Origin of the sequence: Comamonas sp. lk, assembly GCF_900564145.1 — a bacterium.
Taxonomy (GTDB): Bacteria; Pseudomonadota; Gammaproteobacteria; order Burkholderiales; family Burkholderiaceae_C; genus Comamonas.
This window is the reverse complement of record NZ_UOOB01000001.1, coordinates 1130332-1149792: the sequence shown is the minus strand read 5'-3', so window position 1 is coordinate 1149792 and position 19461 is coordinate 1130332. Positions and strand designations below refer to the sequence as shown.

The 19461-nt window shown below is 60.9% G+C and carries 15 protein-coding genes and 2 tRNA genes; 13 read left to right on the top strand and 4 right to left on the bottom strand.

What is annotated here, in order from left to right; all coding sequences use genetic code 11:
* Positions 1 to 27 precede the first annotated feature (27 nt).
* Positions 28 to 672, top strand: a complete 645-nt coding sequence (locus tag EAO39_RS05130) for an L-threonylcarbamoyladenylate synthase (RefSeq protein ID WP_120966458.1) — start codon at positions 28 to 30, stop codon at positions 670 to 672.
* Between the two features lie 107 nt (positions 673 to 779).
* Here EAO39_RS05130 and EAO39_RS05125 read toward each other — a convergent pair whose 3' ends face one another.
* Positions 780 to 2057 (bottom strand): methyl-accepting chemotaxis protein, encoded by a 1278-nt coding sequence (locus EAO39_RS05125; protein ID WP_120970704.1) that lies wholly within the window; start codon positions 2055 to 2057, stop codon positions 780 to 782.
* A 184-nt stretch (positions 2058 to 2241) separates the two neighbouring features.
* Between EAO39_RS05125 and EAO39_RS05120 the strand changes: the two genes are divergently transcribed.
* The 5 genes from EAO39_RS05120 (at position 2242) to EAO39_RS05100 (ending at position 9344) form a co-directional block, all read left to right on the top strand.
* A complete protein-coding gene (locus tag EAO39_RS05120) occupies positions 2242 to 2910 on the top strand; it encodes a site-2 protease family protein (RefSeq protein WP_120966457.1) in 669 nt (222 codons plus the stop codon).
* Between the two features lie 41 nt (positions 2911 to 2951).
* Entirely contained in the window at positions 2952 to 4253 is a 1302-nt protein-coding gene (locus EAO39_RS05115) for a tryptophan--tRNA ligase (RefSeq protein WP_120966456.1), read from the top strand.
* A gap of 87 nt (positions 4254 to 4340) precedes the next feature.
* Positions 4341 to 5054 carry a response regulator transcription factor gene (locus EAO39_RS05110; protein WP_120966455.1) on the top strand — a complete coding sequence of 238 codons (714 nt, stop codon included), beginning with the start codon at positions 4341 to 4343 and terminating at the stop codon, positions 5052 to 5054.
* A gap of 108 nt (positions 5055 to 5162) precedes the next feature.
* Positions 5163 to 6860 (top strand): FecR domain-containing protein, encoded by a 1698-nt coding sequence (locus EAO39_RS05105; protein WP_120970702.1) that lies wholly within the window; start codon positions 5163 to 5165, stop codon positions 6858 to 6860.
* A 120-nt stretch (positions 6861 to 6980) separates the two neighbouring features.
* On the top strand, positions 6981 to 9344 hold the full coding sequence (locus EAO39_RS05100; RefSeq protein ID WP_120966454.1) for a CHASE2 domain-containing protein: 2364 nt from the start codon (positions 6981 to 6983) through the stop codon (positions 9342 to 9344).
* Between the two features lie 74 nt (positions 9345 to 9418).
* On the opposite strand, the gene EAO39_RS05095 is transcribed toward EAO39_RS05100, so the two are convergent.
* Positions 9419 to 9495 (bottom strand) — tRNA-Arg (locus tag EAO39_RS05095).
* A 252-nt stretch (positions 9496 to 9747) separates the two neighbouring features.
* Here EAO39_RS05095 and EAO39_RS22450 point away from each other — a divergent pair.
* Together EAO39_RS22450 and EAO39_RS05090 are read left to right on the top strand one after the other, a co-directional pair.
* A complete protein-coding gene (locus tag EAO39_RS22450; protein WP_162989481.1) occupies positions 9748 to 9912 on the top strand; it encodes a hypothetical protein in 165 nt (54 codons plus the stop codon).
* A 25-nt stretch (positions 9913 to 9937) separates the two neighbouring features.
* Positions 9938 to 12172: a phospholipase C, phosphocholine-specific gene (locus tag EAO39_RS05090; RefSeq protein WP_120966453.1), complete on the top strand. Its 2235-nt coding sequence runs from the start codon at positions 9938 to 9940 to the stop codon at positions 12170 to 12172.
* 330 nt (positions 12173 to 12502) lie between these two features.
* Here EAO39_RS05090 and EAO39_RS05085 read toward each other — a convergent pair.
* Positions 12503 to 12579: transfer RNA gene (locus tag EAO39_RS05085), tRNA-Ile, on the bottom strand.
* Between the two features lie 62 nt (positions 12580 to 12641).
* Entirely contained in the window at positions 12642 to 13649 is a 1008-nt protein-coding gene (gene hrcA / locus EAO39_RS05080) for a heat-inducible transcriptional repressor HrcA (protein ID WP_120966452.1), read from the bottom strand.
* Positions 13650 to 13678: 29 nt separating this feature from the next.
* Between hrcA and EAO39_RS05075 the strand changes: the two genes are divergently transcribed.
* From EAO39_RS05075 to creC, 5 genes are read left to right on the top strand one after another with little or no spacing between them, the layout of a single operon-like run.
* Entirely contained in the window at positions 13679 to 14575 is an 897-nt protein-coding gene (locus EAO39_RS05075; protein ID WP_120966451.1) for an NAD kinase, read from the top strand.
* Positions 14576 to 16315 carry a DNA repair protein RecN gene (gene recN, locus EAO39_RS05070; RefSeq protein WP_120966450.1) on the top strand — a complete coding sequence of 580 codons (1740 nt, stop codon included), beginning with the start codon at positions 14576 to 14578 and terminating at the stop codon, positions 16313 to 16315.
* 3 nt (positions 16316 to 16318) lie between these two features.
* Positions 16319 to 17230 (top strand): RNase adapter RapZ, encoded by a 912-nt coding sequence (rapZ, locus tag EAO39_RS05065; protein ID WP_120966449.1) that lies wholly within the window; start codon positions 16319 to 16321, stop codon positions 17228 to 17230.
* 16 nt (positions 17231 to 17246) lie between these two features.
* A complete protein-coding gene (gene creB, locus EAO39_RS05060; protein WP_120966448.1) occupies positions 17247 to 17972 on the top strand; it encodes a two-component system response regulator CreB in 726 nt (241 codons plus the stop codon).
* 5 nt (positions 17973 to 17977) lie between these two features.
* Positions 17978 to 19441 (top strand): two-component system sensor histidine kinase CreC, encoded by a 1464-nt coding sequence (gene creC, locus EAO39_RS05055; protein WP_120966447.1) that lies wholly within the window; start codon positions 17978 to 17980, stop codon positions 19439 to 19441.
* The last annotated feature ends 20 nt before the right edge of the window (positions 19442 to 19461 follow it).

Below are 19461 nucleotides of genomic sequence, written 5' to 3'. Positions count from 1 at the left end.
CAAGATATCTGCATCGAGAGGCTGTTTATGACCATACGCTTTGAAGTCTATCCCGCGAACCCGCAGCCCCGCATCATCAAACAGGCTGCCGACATGCTGCGCAAGGGTGCCATTCTTGCCGTCCCCACGGACTCCAGCTATGCCCTGGTCTGCCACCTCGACGACAAGAATGCCGTAGACCGCATGCGCCGCATTCGCCAGATCAATGACAAGCACCACCTGACGCTGCTGTGCCGCGACCTGTCCGAGCTGTCCAACTATGCCCGCGTGGACAACCGCCAATACCGTTTGCTCAAGCTGGCCACGCCCGGCCCCTACACTTTTATTCTGGAAGCCAGCAAGGAAGTGCCCAAGCGCCTGAGCCACCCCTCGCGCAAGACCATAGGCCTGCGCGTGCCCGACCGCAAAGGCCTGCAACTGCTGCTCGAAGAGCTGGGCGAACCGCTGCTGGCCACCACGCTGATAGCGCCCGGCGAAACCGAGCCACTCAATGATGCGGACTCCATCCTCGAACGCTTTCCGCACGAGCTGGATGCGGTGGTCGATTCAGGAGGCTGCCCGCAAGAACCCACCACGGTGCTGGATCTCACGCCCATGGCCATGAACAATCCACCCACGGTGGTGCGCCAGGGTGGCGGCCCTCTGGAAGCGATTGGTTTGCAGGCGGTTTAAACCGCTGCGGCAATGAAAAAAGAGGCGCTTGGCCTCTTTTTTTCATTCAAATTTAATAGCTTAAAGCGCTTCTACTATATGTTCATTAAGCGCTTTACAGTTTGAAATCAAGCTTCTTCGTACTCCAGCACTTTCTGGCTGGCTCGCGCCGATGGCCGCACACCCATGGCGCGCGGTGCGGCGACGCCAGTCATAAAAGCTGCCGGGCGCTGCCAGGCGACTTGCGCAGCATCTTCCTCATCCAGTTTGAAAGCGCCCACCGCCTGCTGCAAATCCTGGGTGCGAGCATTCAAGGCCGCAGCCGCCTGCGTGGCCTGCTGTACCAGCACGGCGTTTTCCTGGTTGGTGCTGTCCATGTGCGCCACAGCAGTATTTACATGGGCAATGCCCTCGCTTTGCTCCTGCAAGGCATGGGAGATCTCGCCCAGCAGACCGCTGACCTGGTCCACGGCCTGCATGATGTCATTCATGGTGCTGCCGGCCTGGCCCACCAGGCCTGCACCGCTTTCCACCTGGCTCACGCTGGCAGTAATCAGCTCCTTGATCTGCTTGGCCGCATCAGCGCTGCGCTGCGCCAGGGAGCGCACCTCGCTAGCCACCACGGCAAAACCTCGGCCCTGCTCACCCGCGCGAGCCGCTTCCACCGCGGCATTGAGGGCCAGGATATTGGTCTGAAAGGCAATGCCTTCAATCACCTGAATGATGTCCACAATCTTGCGCGAGCTGCCGCTGATGGCATCCATGGTGTGCACCACTTGGCCCACCACGGTACCGCCCCGCTCGGCCGTGGCCGATGCATTGACCGCCAAGGAACTGGCCGAGCGCGCCCGGTCTGCATTCTGGCGCACGGTGGCCGTCAACTGCTCCATGCTGGCAGCCGTCTCGGTCAGTGCACTGACCTGGGTTTCGGTTCGGCTGGAGAGATTGGTATTGCCCGCATCAATTTCGCCCGCGCTGACACTGATGGAATCGGTGGACTGTTTGATATCGCCCACCAGCTCGGTCAACGTGTCTTCCATGGTACCCAGCGCGGTGAGCAAACGGCCAAAGTCGCCCTGGATATCGGATGAGAACTCCTGGCTCAAATCACCGGCGGCCACCGTCTCGGCAATCAAAATGGCTTGCTGCAGCGGCTCCACAATGCCGCGACGCAGGCTGAACCATGCCAGCGCGCACACGGCGCAAACCAGGCCGCCCAGGCCCAGCACCCAATACCTGGCGCTCTCCACGTCGGCGAGCAGATCCTTGATTTCGGCGGGCTGCAACTTGCCTGTCTGCAGGCTCTGACTCACATGCCCCAGGGCGCTGAAACCGATAGCTACCAGCAACACCATCAGCATGCTGATGATGCCAAACACAATCACCAGCCGCACGCTGATGCGCAGTCTTGCAAAAATTCCCACGATTGATTCCTTGCCTCATTTTCGGAGAATGAAACAGCCACTTGCGGTTCCAACTCTTTATCAACGTTGCATTTTGCTACATTCCAGGAGGGCCGCAAGCCAGTGCAAACCTGCAGCAAGCCAGCCTGGCCTCACGACAAAGGCTGGCGTCTGAGACAATCGAGCCGTGCAAATCTCCGAACTCATCCAAACCGTACTGATCTACGCACTTCCCGTGCTGTTCGCCATCACCATCCATGAGGCGGCGCACGGCTACGCGGCGCGTCATTTTGGCGACAACACGGCCGCCATGATGGGGCGCATCACGCTCAATCCCATCAAACACATAGATCCTGTGGGCACCATCCTGATGCCTCTGGTGCTGTACTTCGCCACCTCGGGCGCTTTTCTTTTCGGCTATGCCAAGCCCGTGCCTGTGCGTTTTGACCATTTGCGTCATCCCAAGCGCGACATGATCTGGGTCGCCCTGGCGGGCCCGGCCTCCAATTTTGTGCAAGCTATCCTCTGGGCCGCGCTGCTGCTGGTACTGCTTGGGGCGGGCGTGAACGAGCGCTTTTTCATCGCCATGTGTCGCGCAGGCATCATGGTCAACCTGGTGATGTGGGCCTTCAATCTGTTCCCCGTGCCGCCGCTCGATGGCGGCCGCATCCTAGTCGGCCTGCTGCCCTGGAAGCAGGCGCAATGGGTGGCCCGCATCGAGCCCTATGGTTTTTTCATCGTCATGGCACTGGTGATTGCTGGCGTGATCGGCAGCGTGTGGCTGAGCCCGCTGATGAGTCTGGGCCTGTCCGCCATCGACCTGATCCTCTACCCCTTGATGACCTTGCTGCGCTGAAGCACCAAGATCTTGAACTTCGATTCTTCGCTATCTCCGTTATGAGCAATACCCGTTTTCTGACCGGCATCACCCCCAGCGGAACGCCCCATCTGGGCAACTACGCAGGCATGATGCGCCCCGCCATCGATGCCAGCCGCGCCAAGAATGTCGAGAATTTCTACTTTCTGGCCGACTACCACGCCCTCATCAAATGCCAGGACCCCGAGCGCATCCAGCGCTCCACCATCGAGATCGCCGCCAGCTGGCTGGCTGCGGGTCTGGATCCCGAGCATGTGACCTTTTACCGCCAGTCCGATATTCCCGAGATTCCCGAGCTGACCTGGTTTCTCACCTGCGTGACCGGTAAAGGCCTGCTCAACCGCGCCCACGCCTACAAGGCATCGGTGGACAAGAACCATGCCGCAGGCGTGGATGCCGATGACGGCGTGACCGCAGGCCTGTTCATGTACCCCGTGCTCATGGGTGCCGACATCCTGGCCTTCAACGCCCACAAGGTTCCCGTGGGCCGCGATCAGGTGCAGCATCTGGAGATGGCGCGCGACATGGCTTCGAGCTTCAACCACATCTATGGCGGCGAGTATTTCGCTCTGCCCGAGGCCGTGGTGGAGGAAAGCGTGGCCACGCTGCCGGGTCTGGACGGCCGCAAGATGAGCAAAAGCTACAACAACACGATTCCCTTGTTTGCTCCGCGCGAACAGCTGAAAAAGCTCATCAACAGCATCACCACCGATTCGCGCGCTCCTGGCGAAGCCAAGGAAACCGAAGGCTCGGCCCTGTTCCAGATCTACCAGGCTTTTGCCAGCGCCGAGGAAACCGAAGCCTTGCGCCAGCAATATGCGGCGGGCATTGCCTGGGGTGACGCCAAACAGATGCTGTTCGAGCGCATAGACCGCGAAATCGCCCCCATGCGCGAGCGCTACGAATACCTGATCGCCCATCCAGCCGAGCTGGAGGCGATTTTGCAGGCCGGCGCCGTCAAGGCCCGCAAGCTGGCAACGCCGCTGCTGGCCGAGCTGCGTTCTGCCGTGGGCCTGCGCAATCTGGCCGCCACCGTCAAGAAAGCGGCCAAGGCCGGCAAAGCCGCCCTGCCCCAGTTCAAGCAGTACCGCGAATCGGATGGACAGTTCTACTTCAAGCTGGTGGCCGCCGATGGCAAGCTGCTGCTGCAAAGCCTGGGTTTTGCAGCACCCAAGGAAGCCGGCCAGAGCATTGCGCAGTTGCAGCGCGAAGGCGCACAGGCTTTGAACGCTCTGCAAAGTCGGCTGCAGATAGTGGACGGCGTGGAAACCAATCAAGTGCTGCAAGCCTTGGAGCAGTTGCGCGAAGCGGCAGAACAGTAAACTTCTGTCAAAAGAGGGCTGCCTGGCTGCTTAATCCACAAGCATCAGGCAGTATGGATTCATTCCTTCATACGAAAGGAACGGCATATGCGTATCGCTGCTTTGGATGACGATCCCCTGCAACTGGAAATGTTTCGCCAGGTCTGTGCCGAGGCCGGACACAACTGCCACACCTATCTCAAAGGCGCGGCGCTGCAGCAAGACATGCGCCGTGAGAGCTTTGACCTGCTGATCGTGGACTGGCAGTTGCCGGACATGGAAGGCACGGACATCGTGCGCTGGACCCGCAACCAGATCAGCAAGGATCTACCCATCCTCTTCGTCACCCACCGCAGCGAAGAGGCCGACATTGTCGAAGGCCTGAGCTGCGGGGCCGACGACTTCATGATCAAGCCCGTGCGCGTGGCCGAGCTGCGAGCCCGCATGTCCGCCCTGCTGCGCCGCGCCTACCCCGTGCCAGCGCAAAGCGTGCTGGCCTTCGGCCCCTACCACTTCATCACGGCAACCAACGGCATCGAAATCGACGGCCAGCCCGTGGAAATCACTCACCGCGAATACACGCTGGCACTGACCCTTTTTCAAAATCTGGGACGGCTGCTCTCGCGCGACCATTTGCGCGAGGTCGTCTGGGGCCATAGCGCCGAAGTGCAATCTCGCTCGCTGGACACCCATGTCTCGCGCCTGCGCAACATCCTCAATCTGCGCGCCGGTCAACCCTATGCCATCTCAGCCGTTTATGGATATGGCTACCGGCTGGATGCTCCCGAGTCTGCGCCGCAGACCCCAGAGCCTGCACATTAACTCTTGCTTCCAACGCCCATGCTCCCGAATCCGCTGCGCTCCATCTCCAACTCCCGCTCCATCGAGCCGGGAACTGTCGGGTGGCGCACGGTCTGGGCCGTATGGGGCATGGCCGGCTTGACCCTCCCGGGTGTGGCTCTGGCGCAGATCACGCCCATGCCCCGAGGCGGTGATGTCATCGCCCACAAGGTAGTCGCCGGCGATACGCTGGAGCAGCTTGCCGCCCAGTATCTGGGCGACCGCAAGCGTTGGTCGGCGCTGCAAACCCATAATCGCGTCGGCGACCCTCACCGCCTGCTTCCCGGCTCGGTACTGGAAATTCCCATCCGTCTCATGCACATGGCTTCCGCATCCGTGGAATTCGTGCGCGGCGATGTGCGTTCAGCGCGCTCACTGAGCCATCTGGGAGCAAGCGGCGATGGGGCCAGCGCGCAAGACCTTGGCCCGGCGCAAGCCATACAAAAAGGCCAGTCGCTGCAAGAAGGCGATTTGCTCAAAATCGCACCCGATGCCTTTGTCTCGGTCCGCCTGGCGGATGGTTCTCTGGTACGCGTGCAATCCGAATCCGAAGTACAGCTGCGCCAGATGCGCCGCAAAGGCCGTGCCGGCAATCTGCAATCGGTGCTGGATTTGCGCGAAGGCGGCCTGGAAATTTCCGTACCCAAACTTGCCAATGGTGAGCGCCGCTTTGAAGTGCGTACCCCTGCAGCCTCCACCAGCGTGCGCGGTACGCAGTTTCTGGTGCAGAACAATCCGCAAGGCGGCACCACGGCCGCAGTGGATGAGGGATCGGTCGCCGTTCAGTCAGGCCAGCCCTCCACCTTGCTGCGCCCCGGTCAAGGTGTTGCCGTCAGCGAAAAAGGCCAGCTGGGCCAAATCACCAGCATGTTGCCAGCCCCTGACATCAGCAGTTGGCCCGCCTTGGCTGAAGATGCCAACTGGGTCAGCTTGCCCTTGCCGGTACAGGTGGCCGCCGTGCGCTATCAGGTGCAACTGGCCAAAGACAAGAGCTTGACCGAAGTGGTGCGCAGCGCCCAGTTCACCCAATCGCCGCTGCGCCTGACGGGCGTGGAAGATGGCGACTATGTGGTCGCCATCCGTGGACTGGATGCCAGCGGCATTCCCGGCGCACGCAGCCTGCATGCGCTGCGCGTCAAGGCCCATCCCATTGCGCCGCTGTATGAAGCACCTGCCCAGGACGGCACGGTAGGCAAGGGCCAAAGCGGTCTGCAGTGCACCCAGGTGACAGAGGCTTCCGGTTACCGAATTCAGATCGCTGCCGCAGGCACCGATTTTTCGGCTCCCGTACTCGATGCCAAGGATCTCAAGGAGTGTGTATTGCCAGCCCAGGCCTTGGCCGTGCTGCCCCTGGGTGCCTATCAATGGCGCGCAGCCAGCATTCGCACCTTGAGCAGCGGTCAGACCGATCAAGGCCCGTTTGCTGCGGCTCAGAACATGAAACTGGCCCAAGCACCTCAGCTGCCAGAGCTGCAAATGGGCGGCAGCGCCGGAGAAGGCAGCCGCAATATCCGCTGGGCTGGTGAAGAAGGGCAGCGCTACCGCCTGGTCGTGGCGACGGAACCCAGCTTTGCCGCGCCCCTGATCGATACCTGGATTGATCAGCCCCAGTGGAGCACCGAAGCCCTGCCTGCGGGCAGCTACTACCTGCAGATGCAGGTGCAGGACAGCAACGGCCTGCTTAGCAATTTCACCAGCGCCAGCCAATTTCGGACCGGCAACTGGGTCACCGGAGGCGACGGCCAGATGCTGACCACCGGAGACGGCTCACGCTTGAGCCGCCAGTAGACAGCAAATGCATAGCTGCTTGCGCTTGATTTCATTGGGTTTCAGATATGTTTGATACTAAGGCCCAACAAATGATGGCGCTTTTCACTATCAAATTTATGGTGCATCGGCCATCTCTGCATGGCTGAGCGCCCGATCTCTGCGCCTGCCAGCCCGCTGCAGCGACGCCACCAAAATCTGCGCCGCGACTGGTTGCTGCTCAGCGCTTTTTTACTCGCCCTGGTGTACTGGCTCAGCGGCCCCGGCCAGCTAGACCGCATCAACGGGCTGATACAGGACACTTCTTCCTGGCTGCACCAGCGTCCCGCATCGTCAGACATCGTCATTGTTGCCATCGACGACAACAGCGTAGACACCATAGGCCGCTGGCCTTGGCGCCGAGCCCTACATGCGGCATTGCTGGAGCGCATTGCCCAGGGCAAGCCCCGCGCCATCGGCCTGGACGTGGTGTTCAGCGAAGAAGATCAGGACTACCCCGGCGACGATCTGCTGCTGCAGCAAGCGCTCCAGCACAGCGGCAAGGTAGTGCTGCCCGTCACCCGCAGCGGCCAGGGTCAGGCCATGCCGCCGCTGCAAAGCTTTAGCCGCGCAGCTGCAGCGCTGGGCCACACCCAGCTGCCCGTGGACGACGATGGCGTGGTACGGCGCTTTTTCACCCAGGAAGGCGATGCCACGCAGCAGTGGTGGCATATGGCTTTGAGTCTGCACTGCGTGGGCGAAACCGGCCGCGCCTGCGCGAATCCCGCTCTCACGGCAGCCGCCTCACCTACACAAGCGGGCTCCAGCTGGTATCGCCAGAATGCGCAGGTCATCACCTTTGGCAGCGCAGCTTCAGACCGCCAGCAGCATTCCCCTTTTGTCACTTACTCCTATATCGATGTGTTGCGCGGCGACATTCCGGCAGCCACGTTTCGCGGCAAATATGTGCTGATCGGCGCTACGGCGGCCGGGCTGGGCGAGAAGTTCACCGCCCCGCTGGGCATGGATGCTCGCCTGGTCTCGAATGTGGAGATGCTCGGCCATATGCTCAGCGGCGTGCTGCAAGGCACCCATCTGGAACCCGCCACGCCGGTACTCAACCGCCTGCTCAATCTGCTGCCCGTGCTGCTGGGCTTGTTGGCACTGGCGTGGGTGGGCCCATCCGGCGGCCTGATTGCCTGTTTGGGCCTGGCCGTCTGGAGTTTGCTGGTTGCGGGGTTGGCGCCGCGCTGGGCACAGGTACAGACCGCCCCGGCGGCGGCCCTGCTAGGCCTGGCACTGGCCTACCCGCTGTGGAGCTGGCTGCGCCTTCGCGCCGCCGCCAGATTTCTGGCCATGGAGTTGCACGATCTGCAGGGTCAGGGCCTGCCAGTGGCCACCTCTACTGCTTTCACACGCGATGTGCTGGATCAGCGCATTGCCGCTGTGGAGCAGGCCTCGCGCCAGTTGCGCGCACTGCACCACTTTGTGAGCGAAAGCCTGCGCCAGCTGCCTTCGGCCACTTTTGTCTGTGATGCCAATGGCTCGCTGCTGCTGGCCAATGCCGCCGCACATGCCTATGCCCAGAGCCTGGGGGCTGAGCTTCAGCCCGGCGAAGATGTGATTGCACTGCTCTCCAACCTGCGCTCCAGCGGGGACGACGACAGCCGCAACGCAGCAGCACTGCTCACCCGCGAGGCCCTGCAGCACAAGCAACTGCCCAAGCATGTGGAAGGCAAGGATGCGCAAGGACGCCACCTGATGCTGCTCGCCCAGGCTTTTGAGACGGCAGCCACTTCCGGCTGGTTGATCACGCTGGTCGATATCAGCGATCTGCGCAGTGCCCAGGCCCAGCGCGACCAGGCCATGCAGTTCATCTCGCACGATATACGTGCACCCATAGGCTCCATCATCACCTTGCTGGAAATGCAGCGCTCTTTGCCTGACGCCTCGGCCGGCGCCGACCTGCTGCCGCGCATCGAAAACTATGCCCACGCATCGCTGCAACTGGCCGATGACTTTGTGCACCTCGCTCGCGCCCAACAGCAAAGTTACCGCCAAGAGGCTCTGGATCTGAGTCTGCTCGCCGATCAAGCGGTTTCGGACTGCTGGACTCAGGCCCGCCAGCAAAAAGTCGATCTACAGTTTTCCCTGCCCGAAACCGAAGCCATGGTCCAAGGCGATCCTGGTCTGCTGCAGCGAGCCCTCATCAATTTGCTCACCAACGCCATCAAATACGGCCAAGCCGACGACGCCAAAGCCACGGCCGTCGTGGAATGCAGCATCGTGCAGCAGGACAGCTACTGGGGCTTTGCCGTGCGCGATTATGGCCCCGGCATGGATGCCGCATCGCTGGCTCGCCTGAGCCGCCCGTTCGAGCGCCTTGAGCAGCATCAGCGCATGAGCGGCGTGGGCCTGGGTCTGGCCTTTGTACGCACGGTGGCCACGCGCCACGAGGGCCAGCTGCAAATTGTCAGCACATCAGGTGAAGGCAGCACCTTTACCTTGCTCATCCCCAAGGTCTGAACTTCTCTCGCGGCCCAACGGAAAGCGGCAAACGAAAAAGCCTCAGAACTTTTCAGTTCTGAGGCTTGTCGTTTTGGTGCGGCTGGCAGGAATCGAACCCACGACCCCTTGGTTCGTAGCCAAGTACTCTATCCAGCTGAGCTACAGCCGCAATACGATGTATTCTAACAGCAGGAAATACGCCCTCAGATCGAACTGAGCACTTTTTTCCAAAACACCGGAAAAAAGTCTGCAAGCCATGTCTACGCACTCCACGGACAAGCGACTAACACCGGTCGCTGTGTTTGAGCCGCAGCTCCATCACTGCGCATGTTGTGCCACACAACCGTCATCGCCATGACACGCTCGATTTCTAGCATTGCGGACTTTCAACAGTACATCGCTTCCCAATGCAAAGGACTCCATGTCGCACATGCGTTTGATCAAGGCACTGACCCTCGCTTGCCTGACAGCCATCGCTCTGACCGCCTGTGGCGGCAACGATGACGAGCAACCCGTTGCTCCGCCACAAAAACCCGCCCCCGATCCCTCCCAACCGGTCAAGCCGGAGTTGCGCTGCGCACCCTGAACTTTCCAATCTTCACGACCACATCATGATCTCGCGCCGCAACTTACTGCAGGCCGGCAAGAATGCCGCCTTTTCCGCCGCTGCCATGGCAGCCTTTCCACCCAGTATTCGCCGCGCTCTGGCCATTCCCGCCAACAACGTCACCGGCACCATCATGGACGTGCAGCATGTGGTGATCCTGATGCAGGAAAACCGCTCGTTCGACCACTACTTCGGCACGCTCAAAGGCGTGCGAGGCTTTGGCGACAGAATGACCATTCCCGTTCCCAATGGCCGCAAAGTCTGGCAGCAAGAGCGCAGCAACGGCACGGTCATCACGCCCTACCACTTGGACGGCACGGCCAACAATGCGCAGCGGGTATCCGGTACGCCTCATTCCTGGGCGGACAGCCAGCAGGCCTGGGACAACGGCCGCATGTCGCGCTGGCCGGTAGCCAAGACCGATACGTCGATGGGCTACTTCAAGGAGCAGGAGATCCCCTACCAATTCGCGCTGGCCAATGCCTTCACGATCTGCGACGCCTATCACTGCGCCATGCACACCGGCACTGATGCCAACCGTTCGTTCCACATGACAGGCACCAACGGCGCAATGCCGCAAAGCGTGGCCTTTGTGAACAACGAATGGGATGCGATCAACGGCGTGCCCAGTGATGCCAACATCGGCTACACATGGAAGACCTACGCAGAGCGCCTGGAAGAAGCCAAGATCAGCTGGATCAGCTACCAGAACATGCCGGACGAATGGGGCGACAACATGCTGGGTGCATTCCAGACCTTCCGTCGCGCCAATCTGGCATCGGGCTTTCCGGTCTCCAGCGGCGGCGCGCCGGGATCGCCCTATTCGAACACCAGCCAGGCACTGCCTTATCACGCCTACGACGCAAGCGCCGACAACGCTGCCAACCCTCTGTATAAAGGTGTGGCCAACACTCTGCCCGGCAACAAGCCCGAGGAGTATCTCGACGCCTTCAAGCGCGACATTCGCGAGGGCACGCTGCCGCAGGTGTCGTGGGTCAACGCACCGTCGATCTACTGCGAGCATCCCGGGCCATCGAGCCCGGTTCAGGGCGCCTGGTTTCTGCAGGAAGTCATGGATGCACTGACAGCCAATCCTGATGTCTGGAGCAAGACCGTCCTGCTGATCAACTTTGATGAGAACGACGGCTACTTCGACCACGTACCGTCGCCATCCGCACCATCACAGAACCCTGACAAGACTTATGCCGGCAAGACCACGCTGGCCGACGCGGACTTGCAAGCCGAGTACTTCACCCATGGTGCGCCGGCAGGCAGCGGCAGCCAGCCCGCTGCGGACGGCCGTGTCTATGGCCCCGGGCCGCGTGTTCCGCTCTACGTCATCTCGCCATGGAGCCGCGGCGGTTGGGTCAACTCGCAAGTGTTCGACCACACTTCGGTGCTGCGCTTTCTCGAGGCCCGCTTTGGCGTGAGCGAACCGAATATCAGCCCCTTCCGCCGTGCGGTATGCGGTGATCTGAGCAGCACTTTCAACTTCAAGACACCGAACAACGAGACCTTGCCCACACTGGGCGGACGCTCCACGCGCGATGCGGCGGACAAGCTGCGTGCCGATCAGCAAAAGCTGCCGGCCGTGCCCGTGCCGCGCGACATGCAGCAACCGCTGCAGGCCGCCGGCACACGTCCGTCGCGCGCCCTGCCTTACGAGCTGCATGCCAGTGCACGCTGCCAGGCCAGCGGCCAGGTGGAGTTGCTGTTTGCGAATACCGGCTCACAGGCTGCAGTCTTCCATGTCTACGACCGCCAGAAACTTGACCGCAATCCGCGCCGCTATATGGTGGAAGCAGGCAAGACGCTATCCGACACCTGGGATGCTGCGCGCGACAACTTCGGCAAGTACGACCTCTGGGTGCTGGGCCCCAACGGCTTTCATCGCCACTTCAAGGGCGACTTGAACCGCCTCGCCGGCACACAGGCCGCACCTGAGATTCGCGTCTGCTACGACATCGCCAATGGCAATGTTTATCTGGATCTGATGAACAAGGGCGGCCAGTCGTCCGTGTTCACCATCACGCCCATGGCCTATCGCACGGATGGCCCGTGGACGGTGAAGGTTGCAGCCGGCGCCAGCGCCGAGCAGCACTGGGAGCTGGAGAGCAGCGGACACTGGTATGACTTTGCCGTGACCTGCGATAGCGATGCCTTCTACTACCGACGCTTTGCAGGTCGCGTGGAAACCGGGAAACACACGGTCAGCGATCCCGCAATGGGCGAGGTGTAGAAGATCGCACGCTGATCTCTGATCGCATCCTTGCGGCGCAGTCCACTGCCCTCCGAGCCAGCGCCGCAATGGGTTCGCGACTTTCATTCGGCAAATCGGCGCATGCCATGACTGCCCTCGCCCCGGTGCACTGCCGGCGCGGGGGCAGCCTGCAACATCATTAAGGAGGCGTGCCTGCGATGACGCAGACGCTGTCGCCCCCAACAGGCAGGCGGACGGCAGCCTATTGGCCAAGGATAGAAAGCTCAGCCTTTTGCCTGTGCCCAGGCTGCGCAAAGTGGAAAAGCAAAAAGCCTGCTACGTTTAAATAGCAGGCTTTCTTATCTGTCTTGGTAGGGCGTGGCGGACTTGAACCGACGACCAAGGGATTATGAGTCCCCTGCTCTAACCAACTGAGCTAACGCCCCAACACCCGCCACAACCTAGGGCTGTAACCGGAAAAACCTCGCTATTGTATGGCCTAACGAGGCTAGCGCTTGTGACTGAGCGCATTGCTCACAAGTTTCGATGTGATATCGACAATCTGGATCATCTTGTCGTAATGCATGCGTGTGGGGCCGATCACGCCCAAGGTACCTACCACCTTGCCATCAAGCTCATAGGGGGCACTCACTATTGAGAGCTCTTCAAACGGCACGGTCTGGCTTTCACCACCTATGTAGATGCGCACGCCTTCAGCCTGATTGGAAAAATCCAGCAGGCGCAAAATCTGGGTTTTCTGTTCAAACAGGTCAAATGCCCGGCGCAAATTGCCCATATCGCTGGAGAAATCGCTGACAGACAGCAGATTGCGCTCGCCCGCAATGACCACATCCTCCTGGTCATTGGCACTCATCACCTCGGCGCTCACATCCACTGCCGCCTGCATGAGGGTGGCAACCTCCCCGCGCAACTGTTCCACCTCGGTCTGAATGCGCGAACGCACATCTTCCATGGCAAGGCCGGCATAGTGGCGATTGAGGAAGTTGGCCGCTTCAATCAGCTGCGAAGCGCTGTAGTCCACATCGGTGAAGATGACACGGTTTTGCACATCGCCTTCGGGCGAGACGATGATGACGAGAAAACGCCGCTCGGACAAACGCACAAACTCTATGTGTTTGAACACGGAGCTGCGGCGCGGCACCATCACCACGCCCACAAACTGGGAGAGACTGGACAGCAGATTGGCCGCATTGGCAATCACTTTTTGCGGTTGCTCTGGCATCAGTTCAGGCGTCACAATCCCTGAACGGTCCGCTGTCAACATGGTGTCCACGAACAGGCGATAACCTCTGGCCGTGGGAACACGGCCGGCCGAGGTGTGAGGGCTGATGATCAACCCCAACTCCTCCAGGTCTGCCATCACGTTGCGTATGGTGGCAGGCGACAATTCAAGGCCAGAAGCCCTGGAAAGGGTGCGCGACCCCACCGGTTGACCGTCGGCGATATAACGCTCGATCAGCGCTTTGAGCAATAACTTGGCACGTTCTTCGAGCATGCTTTGATTTTAATGATGTAATTTCCCAAATGACATCCACGTTTCGCCATGTTGCCTTGATCGGCAAGTACCACGCACCCAGTGCCGGTGCACCATCCGAAAGTGCCAGCCATGCACTGGGCCGGATTGCCACGTATTTACGCAGTCTCGGTTGTGACGTCATTCTGGATACACAGTCTGCCATTCATGCGGGCCTGACCGATTACCCCTGCATGGATGTCGACGGCCTGGGCCAGCATTGCGACCTGGGCCTTGTGGTGGGCGGCGACGGCACCATGCTCGGTGCCGGCCGCCATCTTGCCAAATACGGTACTCCGCTGATCGGCATCAATGGCGGTCGCCTGGGTTTTGTGACCGATATTGCGCTGGAAGATTTTGAATCCACCATCACTCCCATGCTGCAAGGCGAGTATGAGGAAGACGAACGCCCGCTGATGCAGGCCAGGGTCATGCGCGATGACCATTGTGTGTTTGAAGCGCTGGCCATGAATGATGTCGTGGTCAACCGCGGGTCGACCTCCGGCATGGTCGAGCTTCGGGTCGAAGTGGGCGGCAAGTTCGTGTCTAACCAACGTGCCGACGGCTTGATCGTCGCCACTCCCACCGGTTCCACCGCCTATGCGCTCTCGGCGGGCGGGCCCATGCTGCATCCATCGATTCCGGCCTGGGTCATGGTGCCGATTGCGCCTCACAACCTCTCGAACCGCCCGATTGTTCTTTCGGACTCGCAAGAAGTGACGATTGAAGTCGTTGCCGGGCGCGATATCAGCGCCAATTTCGATATGCAGTCGCTGGCCTCCTTGCAGCACGGCGATCGCATCCTGGTCAAACGCGCCGACCACAGCGTGCGCTTTCTGCACCCCAAGGACTGGAGCTATTTCGACACCTTGCGCAAAAAACTGGGCTGGAATGAAGGAGGCGCCTGAATGGCTTTGAAGCGCATTGTTCTGCGTGATTTTGTCATCGTCCAGGCGTTGGATCTGGACTGGCAAAGCGGCTTTACCGTATTGACCGGCGAAACCGGTGCCGGCAAATCCATTCTGATCGATGCTCTGCAACTGGTGCTGGGAGCCAGGGCCGATGCCGATGTGGTCCGCGAAGGTTGCAGTCTTGCCGATATCTGTGCGGAATTTGATAGCCCGCCCCGGCTGGTGCCATGGCTCGAGGAGGCCGGCTTTGCCGCTGAAGACGCACTGCTGCTGCGCCGAACCATAGACAGCCAGGGGCGCAGCCGCGCCTGGATCAACGGCACGCCCGCCACGGCCACGCAGCTGCGCCACCTGGGCGAGCAGTTGCTGGACATTCATGGCCAGCACGCCTGGCAAAGCCTGACACGCCCCGATGCGGCCCGCGCCATGCTGGACACCTACGGCAGCATCAGCACGGCAGAGCTCAAACTGCTGTGGCAGGCCTGGCGCGAGACCCTTCACGCCTTGGAGCAAGCTGTTGCGGCTCAAGACAACCTACAGCGCGAACGCGAGCGCCTGCAGTGGCAGATCTCGGAGCTGGACAAGCTCTCGCCCCAGGCCGATGAATGGGATGAACTCAATGCCCAGCACACCCGCCTGTCACACGCGCAGACGCTGATGGATACGGCACAAGCGGGCTTGCAGATGCTGGAAGATGACGAAGCCGGCGCCGCAACTCCATTGAACCGGGCCCATCATCTGCTACAGGGCCAGGAGCACCTGGAGCCCGAATTTCAAAGCATTGCCGATGTGTTGAGCTCTTGCGTCGCTCAGCTGCAAGACGCGCGCCATTCTCTGCAAACCTATTTGCGCCGCGCCGACCTGGACCCCGAGCTGCTGGCCGATCTCGATCAGCGCCTGTCGATGTGGATGCAACTGGCGCGCCGCTACAAGCGCACTCCTGAAGAATTGCCGGCTCTGCTGGAAAGCTGGAGGCAGGAGCTGCGCCAGCTCGATGCAGCCGTCGATGTGGAGGGTTTGCGCTCCAGCGAGCAAGCGGCCCACCAGCAGTATCTGAATCTTGCGCGCACCATTTCTCAGCAGCGGGCGCTTGCTGCGCCGCGCCTGTCGCGCGCCATCACCCAATCCATGCAGAGCCTGGGCATGAAAGGCGGGCTGTTTGAAGTCCAGCTGGACACAGCCGAATCCGCCACCCCGGCGGGCACGGACAGCGTCAACTTTCTGGTGGCCGGTCATCCGGGAGCCACGCCCAAGCCGATTGCCAAGGTCGCCTCGGGCGGTGAGCTGTCACGTATTTCCCTGGCCATTGCGGTCACCACCAGCGAACTGGGCGAAGCGGCCACCTTGATATTTGACGAAGTGGATTCCGGCGTGGGCGGAGCGGTCGCGGAAACCGTGGGCCGCCTCATGCACTCGCTGGGCCACTCGCGCCAGGTGCTGGCCGTCACCCATTTGCCTCAGGTCGCAGCCTATGCGGATCAGCACTATCTGGTGGCCAAAAAGCCCAAGAACAACACCACCATCAGCAGCGTGGCTCCTTTGTCTGGTGCAGACAGAGAAAGCGAGCTGGCACGCATGCTGGGGGGCGAGCTGATTTCCGATGCAACCATGGCCCATGCCAGAGAAATGCTGGCCGTGGCAAGATTGGGCCAGGCACCGGCTGCGCGTGCCAAAGTCGCCAAGACCGCAGCCTCTCATGTGGCGCGTAAAGCATCTAGCAAGGTCAAGGGAGATTGAGTCATGTCTTTGGAGATTGTTCTGATCAGCGGCATGTCCGGATCGGGAAAATCCGTGGCCCTGCACGCTCTGGAGGATGCCGGCTATTACTGCGTGGACAATCTTCCGCCCGAGCTGTTTCAATCGTTTGTCGAACTCAAGCACCACAGCAACAAGGTGGCCGTTGCCATGGATGCCCGCAGCGCCCAAGGCCTGCCGCAGTTGCCGGCGCAACTGCAACGCCTGCAGCAGCAGGGCCTGGTGCCGCACCTGATCTTTCTCGACGCATCCACCAGCACGCTGGTGCGCCGCTTCTCGGAAACTCGCCGCAAGCACCCTTTGTCGCAGGATAGGATTGCAGACGAGCATCTGGCACTCGAGCAAGGCATAGAAAAAGAACGCGAGCTGCTGGCCGAGCTGCGTGACAAATCCATGGTGCTGGACACCAGCGATCTCAAATCTGCCCAGCTGCAAAGCTATGTCAAACAGGTCATCGCCGTACCTATGGGACAGATGACGCTGGTATTTCAGTCATTTGGCTTCAAGCACGGTCTGCCCACAGACTCTGACTATGTGTTCGACGTGCGCATGCTGCCCAACCCCCACTATGAGCAAGACCTGCGTCCCTTGACCGGACTGGACAAGCCGGTGGCTGACTATCTGCACGGCCAACAGCAAGTGCGGCAGATGCAGCAGGACATAGAGTGTTTTCTGGACCGTTGGCTGCCTTTGATGGCGCAAGACCATCGCAGCTATGTGACCGTAGGCATTGGTTGCACAGGCGGCCAGCACCGCTCCGTGTTTCTGGTGGAGGCTTTGGCCAGGCATTTCGAAAAGCGCTGGCCCACATTGCGCAGACACCGTTGCCTGGATTTTCGCGGCAGGTTCCTGGATCTGGCGACGCAGTATCTGAGCCCAGCCCCGGCGGAAAAATAAGCGGCCGGACTCTTGCATGCCAAGCCCTGCGCCCCTACAGCCAGCCCCAGGCGGCGCCCCACGGTTGCTGCTGCTGGAAGACGACCCGGCCATTGCCCGCACCGTTTGCTATGCCTTGGAGCGCGAAGGCATTGCGGTCACGCACAGCCTGCTGATCGCCGATGCCCGGGAGCAATGGAGCCTGCAACGCTTTGACGTCCTGCTGATGGATGTCGGCCTGCCCGATGGCAACGGTCTGGACTGGTGCCGCGAATTGCGCGCCGCAGGTTCATTTGTACCGGTGCTGGTGCTGAGCGCCCGCGGCGAGGAAATGGACAGGGTGCTGGGTCTGGAGTTGGGAGCCGACGACTATCTGTGCAAGCCCTTCAGCCCGCGCGAACTGCTGGCTCGCACCCGCGCGCTGCTACGTCGTTCAAGGCAGTTTCAGCCCCAAGCGCCCGTCCAGCCTGCGTACTCACTTCAAATAGATGAGCAAGGCCAACGGGCACTGATTCATGCCACGGCGCTGGATCTGACCCGGCGCGAATATCAGCTGCTGCAATGCCTGATGGAACGCCCCGGCCGCATTCTGAGTCGTGATTTCCTGCTGGAGCAAATCTGGGGGCTGGACAGCGAAAGCACGGATCGCACGGTGGACACCCACGTCAAGACCCTGCGCGCCAAGCTGCGCGAACATTTACCCACACAGGAAGTCATCACCACGCACCGCGGTCTGGGCTACAGCCTGAGCCTGCCTGCCTGAGCATCATGCGCCTGGGCCTGCGCCTGTTCTTTGCCTTCTTCCTGATCAACGGGCTGGCCGCCTTCTTTGTGTTGCGCGTTTTCATGGTGGAGATCAGGCCCAGTGTGCGCAAGGTCACCGAAGACACCTTGGTGGAAGCGGCCTATGCCCTGGCCGCTCTGGCCAGCGAAGACATGGCCAGCGGCGATCTGCAAAATGGACAAAACAGCCGCTTTGCCCGGCAGTTGCAAGCCTATAACCAACAGCCGGTGCAGGTCCGCATCTGGGATGCCAAGAAAAGCAGTCTGGACATGCGCATCACCGTGGCCGACAAACAGGGGCTGGTGCTGTTTGATTCCCTGGGCAAAGACGAGGGCAGCAACTACTCGCGCTGGCGTGATGTCTACCTGACGCTGCGCGGCGAGTACGGCGCCCGCACTACGCGCGAAGTACAAGACGATGAGGGCAGCAGCGTGATGTATGTCTCCGCCCCCATTCTGGTGAACGGGCATATTGCCGGCGTGCTCTCCACTTCCAAGCCCGCCCGCTCGGTGCAGAAAATCATCGATAGCGCGGAACGCAAGATCCTGCGCGGCGGCCTGCTGTTTGTGCTGCTTTCCGCTGCGGTGGGCTGCGGTGTGACCTGGTGGTTTGTGATCCACGTTCGGCGCCTGCGCAGCTATGCGCAGCAGGTGCAGGCTCCCACGCTCAACGAAGCCGCCCACAATGCCCTGCCGGCAACACCGGCCGCCGTGCCGTCCATGCCTGGTGAGCTGGGCGATCTGGCCCAGGCCATGGACAATATGCGCAAGCGCCTGGAAGGACGGGACTATATAGAAGGCTATGTGCGCGCCCTCACGCACGAACTCAAAAGCCCGGTCGCAGCCATTCGCGGGGCAGGCGAATTGCTGCTGGAAGAGCTTCCACCTCAGGATAGAGAGATGTTTGCCCAGCAGGTGCTGGACCAGTGCCAGCGCCTGCAAAACCTGGTCGATCAGTTGCTGCAACTGAGCCGCCTGGAGCAACGCCAGCAGCTGCATGCGCAAAGCCGCTGCAGCCTGAAAGCCTGCGCCAAGCAAGCCATGGATCAAATAGCCAGCAGCGCCAGTCAGCGCGGCATTACCATGGTGCTGGAAGGCGAAGACAGCCACGGCCCGTGGGAGCAAGGCCTGCTGGTGCTGGCCATCAGCAACTTGTTGCAGAACGCAATGGATTTCGCTCCCGCACAAAGCCAGATCCTCATACGGCTTGCACCGTCGGCCATTAGCATCAATGACCAGGGGCCCGGCGTTTCACCCCAGTTATTGAGCCGTCTGGGTGAACGGTTTTTCACCACCCCCCGCCCCAATGGCGAGCGCAGCGGTACCGGCCTGGGCCTGTCCATCGTGCTGCGCATCATGCATTTGCATGGCGGCAGCATGCAGATCCGCAACACCTCACCCGGTCTGTCCGTCACGCTGAGTTTTCCCAGCGGCAAGCTCGCGCACTGAAGTTTTTCGGCGCTTTTGCG